This window comes from Aminivibrio pyruvatiphilus, assembly GCF_004366815.1.
Taxonomy (GTDB): domain Bacteria; phylum Synergistota; class Synergistia; order Synergistales; family Aminobacteriaceae; genus Aminivibrio; species Aminivibrio pyruvatiphilus.
The window spans coordinates 1-7,090 of sequence record NZ_SORI01000042.1; the positions used below are offsets into that span (position 1 = coordinate 1).

A 7,090-nucleotide genomic window follows, 5' to 3' on the forward strand; every position below is an offset into this window, starting at 1 on the left:
CCCTTTTCCTTGGAGCGGCGGGGTATTTCCTTATCACAAAGGCACGAAACAGCGAAGGGAGGAACGATTCATGAGACTTTTTGCGGCTCTTTGCACCATTATCGCAGGACTGGCGGTTTAGGCCGGGATTTACTCCGGAGCCGACAGAATATATCCTCTCGTCTTCGCAAGGGGGGAAAAAGGGATTGTGCAGCTTTTCGCCCTGAACCCCCTCTATCAGAGACTTCAGGCCAGGGGTGCTGAACCTCACCCCCCGCAGGGGTGGGAAAACCCACCCCTGCGGGGGGTGAGGACAAATGCACCCGGAGGGGGTACTCTGGCTGCAGGCGAGGGGAGGACGAGACAGGGAGAGAATTTCCGGGGCAGGAAAAGATGGAAAACCTGGAGACAGTCAGGGGAGGAAAAAAGGGGGGACTTCATCCCTGAGGATTCTCCCGAGAGAAAAAAGATTTCTGTAGAAAACCTGTGCTGAATAATACAAAACTTGTAAAAAAAAAGGTTTTTGCTATGATCAAGCAGATAAACAGGGAAGACTGAACGAGGTCTGCCTGAGAAAACAAATACCTGCCAAAACGAACCGCCCGGGGAGGCAGTGAAGAGGAATCCAAAGCCCCACTGCCGGCAGTTCCCCCCTCTTCGGGGTCTCCCTGACCCCCGTTCCTGACCGCTGAGTTTAATGAAAGCAACAGGCCGGCTTGGCATCACTCTCCATTTTAGAGCCGGAAGAGGAGGTGGTACGATAATTTTTTCTGCTCCCTCCGCCTCAGGAGAAGGCGGGATGCGCTGACTTCGGATACCTCTGGCCCCTGTGGCCTGCACGGAATGGGGAGAATGTACAAAATGACAACTACAGAAAGGGTGGGGAATGTATGAGTATTTTTAACCGAATGGCGGATATCTTCAAGTCGAACGTGAACGAGGCTCTCGACCGTATGGAGGATCCGGAAAAAATGGTGAAACAGATGATCATCGAGATGGAAGAAGGGCTCGTCAAGGCCACTTCCGGCCTGGCCAAGGCCATGGCCAACGAAAAGAATCTCCAAAAGCAGCAGGCTGTGGCGGCTAACCAGGCGCGGCAGTGGGAGGAAAAAGCAACCATGGCCCTCAAGGGGGGGAATACCGACCTTGCGAAACAGGCCCTCTCTAAAAAGGTCGTTTACGACGGCCAGGTTCAGCAGTACCAGGCAATGGTGACCCAGGCATCCAACACCACGTCTCAGCTTCGGATGCAGCTTGATACCCTCAAGGGGAAGCTGGACGAAGCGAGAATGAAACAGTCGACTCTCGTCGCCAGATCCCAGACGGCGAAAACCCAGAAGGAATTTTCCACCATCCTTGGTACCAACGTGGGGCAGGGGGCTTTCGCGAAGTTCGACAAGATGGAGAAGAAGATCGAAGGCATGGAAGCGGAAGCAGAGGCTTTCTCAGAACTCTCCGGAGAGGGCCCCGCAGATGACCCCTTCAAGTCCATGGAAAAGGATATGCAGGTTGACGACGAGATGGCGAAGCTTCTTGAGAAAATGAACCTTGGAGGCGGGGCAAATGCATAAGTTTCCTCTGTTCAAGGACGGAATCAATGAGGCGCTTCTGAAAAGCGTGGAGCAGAAGACGGACGCCTGGCTGAAGGAACTCTTCGATGAAGGGGACCTGACAAAGGTGGACAACATCACGTCCTTCTCCTTCGGCAGCGCCACTATCCAGGTAATGGTGGTTCCGTGGCATTCTGAGGACGTCCTCGTGAAGGTCTTTTCCTACCTTGCTGAAAACGTGGACCCCTGCAAGGTTGCCGGAGATTTTCTTCGGCTGAATTCAGACCTGCCCCTGGGGCGGTTTTCCCTTATCTTTGATAATACCGTCATGTTCTCCTGTTCTCTGCCTGCGGCGAATCTCGACAGGAACGAACTCGTGGGGGCTCTCCAGACGGTGGCTGTTTACGCGGACCAGTATGACGACATCCTGAAGGAGCAGTACGGCTCCGAACACTGCGCCAAAATCCAGTAGGAGAGATAATCATGAATATGACAGCTATTGTTGTGGGAGCCCTTGTCGCCGTCCTGGGAGTTTACCTGGCCGTGGTGCAGAAAAAGAAGACCGAAGGCCTTGTGATAGAGCTCAAGTTCATGAAGCCGGTCTCCCTTCCGGAGATTGTAGCGAATATGGAAAATCTGGAAAAGGAAGGTCTGGCCGAGGGGTACCGGGATATGGTTCAGACAAACGGAAAGGCCGTCACTGAAGAAGAGGTGACGGCCCCCTACAGCAACAAAGTCTGTGCTTATTTTGAGGCCACGGTGACCCGGGAGTACGAAGAGGAAGAAGTTACCAAGGATAAGGACGGAAACACCCAAAGGCGCCGCGTCCGCCGTTCCGAGGAAGTCGGAAGCCAAAAGAGTGACGCCCCCCTCTATCTGAAGGACGGTGACGTCAAGGTCGCCCTCGACCTCGACGGAGCGAATCTCCAGCTCAAGGATGGAATCGACCGGTTCGAACCCTATAAAGACGACAATACCTACGAGTTTTTCGGTCTTCGTTTTACGAACCATGCGGGAGCGCGGACCATTGGCTTCCGGTATAAAGAGCAGATCATCCCCCTTAATCATCCCCTCTACGTGGTGGGAGAGCTTCGTTCCTCCGCCGATGAACTTCACATCGGTAAGCCCTCAGAGAAGGGAAAACCTTTCATCATCTCTGTGAAGTCAAAGGACGAAGTGACGGTTGGGGAAGAGAACAAGGCGAAGATGTTCCTCTACGGCGGCATCGCTCTCGTGGTGGCGGGAATTGCTATCGCGATAATCTGGATGTAGGAAAGGGAGGGCATAATCATGATGGTAAGAAAAAAATCCGGAATAATTTTTGCTTTAATGGCGTGTATTCTGCTCTTTGCGGGGTCGGTCTGGGCGGCTGATCCGGGATATTCGAAAAGCTCTATGGGTCCCAAGCTCACTAATGGCATAACTGAAGAATTTGTTGCCATGGTACGGGAAGACGAGGCCATCCAGAAGGGGAAGCCCCTTCGCCTCGGCAGCGGCATAAAAGACGGCGACCTCGCGAAACTTGCGTCCCTGGCGGATGTACTCACGGGGCTCGAGATCGAATCCACCGATCTGACGGATCTTTCTCCAATTTCCTCCCTTACCGGCCTCACATATCTCAAGCTGGATCGGCTCAAGGAAGTGAAGACCCTCGCGCCCCTTGGCGCCCTCGTCAATATGAAAAAGCTTGTCATCAAACAGGGTGAGTACTCCGACCTCGCTTTCCTCAGGGGGATGAATGACCTTGAGGAGCTCGAGTTTTTCATGCAGCCGAAGACTATCAAGGATATAACCTCCCTTCAGGGAAAGACGAAGCTGAAAAGACTGATCTTCAACGGCGCACCAATTACGGACATATCCCCTCTTGCCGGCCTTGAAGCCCTTGAGGAACTCGATCTTTACATGACGAAAGTCGAAGATCTCTCTCCTCTTGCCGGACTGAAGAATCTGAAGAAGCTGAGCCTGTACTCCATTCCCGCAAAGGATATGACCCCTGTGGGGAATCTCACAGGACTGCAGGACATCTGGATTTACGCCACGAAATTCGAGGACTATTCTCCCCTTGCGAAACTCGTCAATCTTGAAAGCCTGAGAGGGGGCCTTTCCAAGCTTGACACTCTGGAGTACGTTGCATCCATGCCCAAGCTGAAGATTGTGAGAATGATGAGCGAAGATATCATTCACTTTGCGCCCCTGGCGAAATGCCCCGACCTGGAGGAGATCTCCCTCGAAAACGTGACAGGAGTTATCGACCTCACATCCTTCAGCAGTCTTGCGAAGCTGAAATCTCTGAATCTGCAGCGTTCAAAGATAAAAAATCCCGAGGGGATTCTCGGCCTCGAGCGACTCGAGAAGCTGTACCTTCAGAAGACAGAGGGAATTGCCGATTTCTCCGTATTCAAAGATCTGCCCAGACTGAAGTATATCTATGTCAAGGGCGACCAGTATCCGAAGGAGCAGATCGAGCCCTATGGAGAGAAGGCAAAAGTAGAGAAGTAGAGTGCCCTTTCCTCAGAAGGGGTGAAGGAGATATGTCAAAAAAAATACTTGATGAAAGAGAAAAAATCCTTCCCGGGGGTAAAATCCTACGGAAAGGGCCTTCAAAGGCGGAGATGAAGATCCGGCTTCGTCTTGACCCTTACTCCCTGACGAAAAAGGAGACCGAAGTCACCCTTTTGCTGCTTGAGGGGTGGAAACGGGATGAAATTCTCGCGAGATGTTCCATCGGCAACAACACCCTGAAGTCCCATATCCGCCAGATTTATCAAAAGTTGGGGGTAGCGGACCGAACCGGTCTCTCGGAGAAATTCCTGAATTTTTAGTTTTCAGTTTTTTCCCCTGCGCTGGGAGTTCAACCCCGTCCCGTATTCGGATGAACTCCCTGCGAAGGGGCAGCAAAACAGAAAGGAGCGATACCTGTTGAAAAAGTCCCTTCTATTTTTCGCAGCCGCGGTGCTCTCTTTGTTCAGCATCCTTGTTCCCGGGGCAGACGCGGCAGAAGAACAATGGATATCCTACGTCAATGAACGTTTCGGCTACTCCATTGAATACCCTGATATTTTCTCGGATATCCAGGAGTCGGACAACGGCGACGGCGTGTGGCTGAGTTTTGAAACCGACAAATACGCGCTGACACTCTCGGGAGGTTACAATGTCCTGGAAGAGGACGCCGAAAGCAAACTGCGGAACAGACTTGAAGAAATCCCCAGTATTGTACCCGGATCGGAGAAAAGCGGTCCCGGCTGGTACAGAGTGATACACACCATCGAAAGCGGAGTGGACGGAACAGAAAGTTTTTTCTACGAATATGGAATTATTGATAGTGAAAACTGGGCGACCTTCATTCTTCTCTACCCGTCAGAGGAGCGGGAGCGTTTCGCGGCCATAGCCGCAAAAATGGAGAAAACCCTTCAGCTGTCCTCTTCTGAAGGGACCGAAAGTGAAGGGACCGACAGCAAAGCCTTCGTGCCGGACGATCCTTTTTTTATGGAAAACGGCCAGGTATATAAAAATGAAACCCTTCTCGACTGTGAAGTGTATGAAGTTCCATCCGGGCTGGACAACGATATCAAGTTCTGGACCGTGATCGGGACAGGAACTTCCGACGTCGTGACCGGGGAGGAGACCGGTGTCTGGTTTTTCGGAGAGCACGGAGAATACGTAACAAATATCTTTCTGAAGAACGAGAAGGAATATCAGGATCTCCTCTGGAACCCTGCGGGTGATCGTCTGGTCCTCGTCAGAGGGATCGAAGGGGAGCAAGATCTGGTCTTCGAGCTGTACGCTGAATATATGGAAAAAAAGGCGGAGTTCAGGGGTCTTCGGGCGAGTCTTGCGTGGCTGGAGGACGGCATGCGATTCGTCTTCACCCGGATCGACGACATCCGAGAGGGAGTACCCCCCTCCGATCTTCCCTATGGTCTCAAGCTGTCCGCCGTGCTGTACGATTCAGCCATAGAAGAGACGATACCGCTGAAAGAATCCACAGACACTAAAAACTTCTCCTTCGACTCAGTCTCCGAGGACGGGGAGCATATCGCTCTCACCGAAACATCTGTCCAATCCTCCAAAGATTGGGGAGAGGAGGAAAAGATAAAGGAGCGGGAGATAAAGGTTCCCATGCCGGCAGCGGGATAAAAGTTCCGCAATACTCTGGTATATATCGGCCCTCGGAAGCAGAAGCGGAAAGACCCGTTCAGAACACTCCATGGGCATCTTCGATTTTTACCATTAGCGGCTGGAAATTGAACCAGCCGATTTGGAAAGTATCCTCGCAGGAGTTCCGAAAGCAAATTCATCACTATTTAAGGAAAGGTTGATTCGGCGATGACAAGGAAAGTACTCCTTTTTTGCGTGTGTGCTGCAGCACTCTTCGGTTTCGCTTCATTGACAGGGGGGATCGCGGCGGCGGCCGACAGCTATCCTTTCATGGACCAGATTTTCTCGGCCATCCAAGGCTCTGTGAATCTGGACCTGAGCGATGAAAACATGGAAATTGTGAGCTCCGGAAACCCTGTCTCGAAAGAGGACGCAAAGTTCATGGGACTGCTGCGGGCGAAGCTCCGCCTGGCCCGCATCTTCAGAAAGCTCGAGGATGGCGCCGTGACCCGGGATGAGCCGGTGTCAGTCGTCAACGGGATAAAGTTCGTCTGGATGATGATGTCCGCCGGCTCAAGCGGTCCGTTGAAGCCGGCCGGTGCCCCCTTCAACATCGGTGACTTTATCGTCTTCGAGATAATTCTCCCTCTGGAACTTGAACCTCTTATCAGGGAGCTGCCCGCGTACTACAAGGCTGTGAAATCCAAAGAAGACTGGCAGGAGAAGTTTGACCTTATCCTCGAGACAGGAGATGACTGGGGCCCGACACTCAACAAGGGCAAAACCTTTCATCTGGCGGGCTTCCCGAAGGTCAACGGGGAAAAAGAGTACGTCGGGGCTATTGACGTGTCGCTCAAGGATGACTCGCTCTCCCTCGGAGAGGCTGATTCTTCCTTAGAGGGATGGCTCTACTCCTTCTGGCTGAGACGGTATAAGGATGGTTCCTTCGAGCCGGTGAAGATGATCCTCGACTGGCTGAACGCAAGGCTCGACGCAGCGGAGAGCGCGGCAGGCTAGAGAACAGGCCGGCTGTATTTTCCACGGGCCCTCACTACACCGGGGGGCTTTTGCATAGCCCGTTCCGAAAAAATCTCGAAGCTCTCGTGCCCTTGCCGGATGCGGGAGCTTCGGTGTTTAGACCTGTCCCTTTTCATCTCCCTGAACACCCTGAAGTATTGGACTATTGGGGTTATACTGTGCTGGATGGAGTTGTATTCCGGCATAGTTTTAACAGGAGAATCGCAACCCCGCAACAGGGATGAAACCGCCGGTAAAAATCAACCTGATCGAAAGGGAGTGGACAGTATGAGTGTTTTTCTTCGTGTGACGGATATCTTCAAGGCGAATGTGAACGACATGCTTGATCGCATGGAAGATCCTGAAAAGATGGTCAAGCAGATGATCATCGAAATGGAAGAGGCCCTCGTCAAGGCCACTTCCGGGCTGGCAAAGGCGATGGCCAA

At 52.5% G+C, this 7,090-nt stretch carries 9 protein-coding genes; 8 read left to right on the forward strand and 1 reads right to left on the reverse strand.

The features are described from left to right. Nucleotides 1-250, reverse strand: a 250-nt coding sequence (locus tag C8D99_RS15485) for a hypothetical protein (RefSeq protein ID WP_208321217.1), incomplete at its 3' end; no start/stop codon positions are given. A 619-nt stretch (nt 251-869) separates the two neighbouring features. Between C8D99_RS15485 and C8D99_RS14835 the strand changes: the two genes are divergently transcribed. From C8D99_RS14835 to C8D99_RS15810, 8 genes are all read left to right on the forward strand, one after another. After that, the gene (locus C8D99_RS14835; RefSeq protein WP_133959284.1) at nt 870-1,550 is read left to right on the forward strand and encodes a PspA/IM30 family protein; all 681 of its coding nucleotides are present in this window, start codon (nt 870-872) and stop codon (nt 1,548-1,550) included. Further along, a complete protein-coding gene (locus tag C8D99_RS14840) occupies nt 1,543-2,001 on the forward strand; it encodes a YbjN domain-containing protein (RefSeq protein WP_133959285.1) in 459 nt (152 codons plus the stop codon). Before C8D99_RS14835 ends, C8D99_RS14840 begins: the two co-directional genes overlap by 8 nt. Before the next feature lie 11 nt (nt 2,002-2,012). Further along, the gene (locus C8D99_RS14845; RefSeq protein WP_133959286.1) at nt 2,013-2,801 is read left to right on the forward strand and encodes an E3 ubiquitin ligase family protein; all 789 of its coding nucleotides are present in this window, start codon (nt 2,013-2,015) and stop codon (nt 2,799-2,801) included. A 57-nt stretch (nt 2,802-2,858) separates the two neighbouring features. Continuing rightward, nucleotides 2,859-4,028 (forward strand): leucine-rich repeat domain-containing protein, encoded by a 1,170-nt coding sequence (locus tag C8D99_RS15310; protein ID WP_208321218.1) that lies wholly within the window; start codon nt 2,859-2,861, stop codon nt 4,026-4,028. 113 nt (nt 4,029-4,141) lie between these two features. Beyond that, nucleotides 4,142-4,351 carry a helix-turn-helix domain-containing protein gene (locus C8D99_RS15315; RefSeq protein WP_208321219.1) on the forward strand — a complete coding sequence of 70 codons (210 nt, stop codon included), beginning with the start codon at nt 4,142-4,144 and terminating at the stop codon, nt 4,349-4,351. 97 nt (nt 4,352-4,448) lie between these two features. After that, nucleotides 4,449-5,666: a hypothetical protein gene (locus C8D99_RS14860; RefSeq protein ID WP_133959289.1), complete on the forward strand. Its 1,218-nt coding sequence runs from the start codon at nt 4,449-4,451 to the stop codon at nt 5,664-5,666. Between the two features lie 291 nt (nt 5,667-5,957). Next, entirely contained in the window at nt 5,958-6,644 is a 687-nt protein-coding gene (locus C8D99_RS14865; protein WP_133959290.1) for a hypothetical protein, read from the forward strand. 288 nt (nt 6,645-6,932) lie between these two features. Continuing rightward, nucleotides 6,933-7,090, forward strand: a 158-nt coding sequence (locus tag C8D99_RS15810; RefSeq protein ID WP_420808820.1) for a PspA/IM30 family protein, incomplete at its 3' end; no start/stop codon positions are given.

What these genes read in the sequence shown, in the direction of transcription:
- C8D99_RS14835 (WP_133959284.1), top strand. Translation starts at nt 870, where the DNA reads ATGAGTATTTTTAACCGAATGGCGGATATCTTCAAGTCGAACGTGAAC.
- C8D99_RS14840 (WP_133959285.1), top strand. Translation starts at nt 1,543, where the DNA reads ATGCATAAGTTTCCTCTGTTCAAGGACGGAATCAATGAGGCGCTTCTG.
- C8D99_RS14845 (WP_133959286.1), top strand. Translation starts at nt 2,013, where the DNA reads ATGAATATGACAGCTATTGTTGTGGGAGCCCTTGTCGCCGTCCTGGGA.
- C8D99_RS15310 (WP_208321218.1), top strand. Translation starts at nt 2,859, where the DNA reads ATGGCGTGTATTCTGCTCTTTGCGGGGTCGGTCTGGGCGGCTGATCCG.
- C8D99_RS15315 (WP_208321219.1), top strand. Translation starts at nt 4,142, where the DNA reads ATGAAGATCCGGCTTCGTCTTGACCCTTACTCCCTGACGAAAAAGGAG.
- C8D99_RS14865 (WP_133959290.1), top strand. Translation starts at nt 5,958, where the DNA reads ATGGACCAGATTTTCTCGGCCATCCAAGGCTCTGTGAATCTGGACCTG.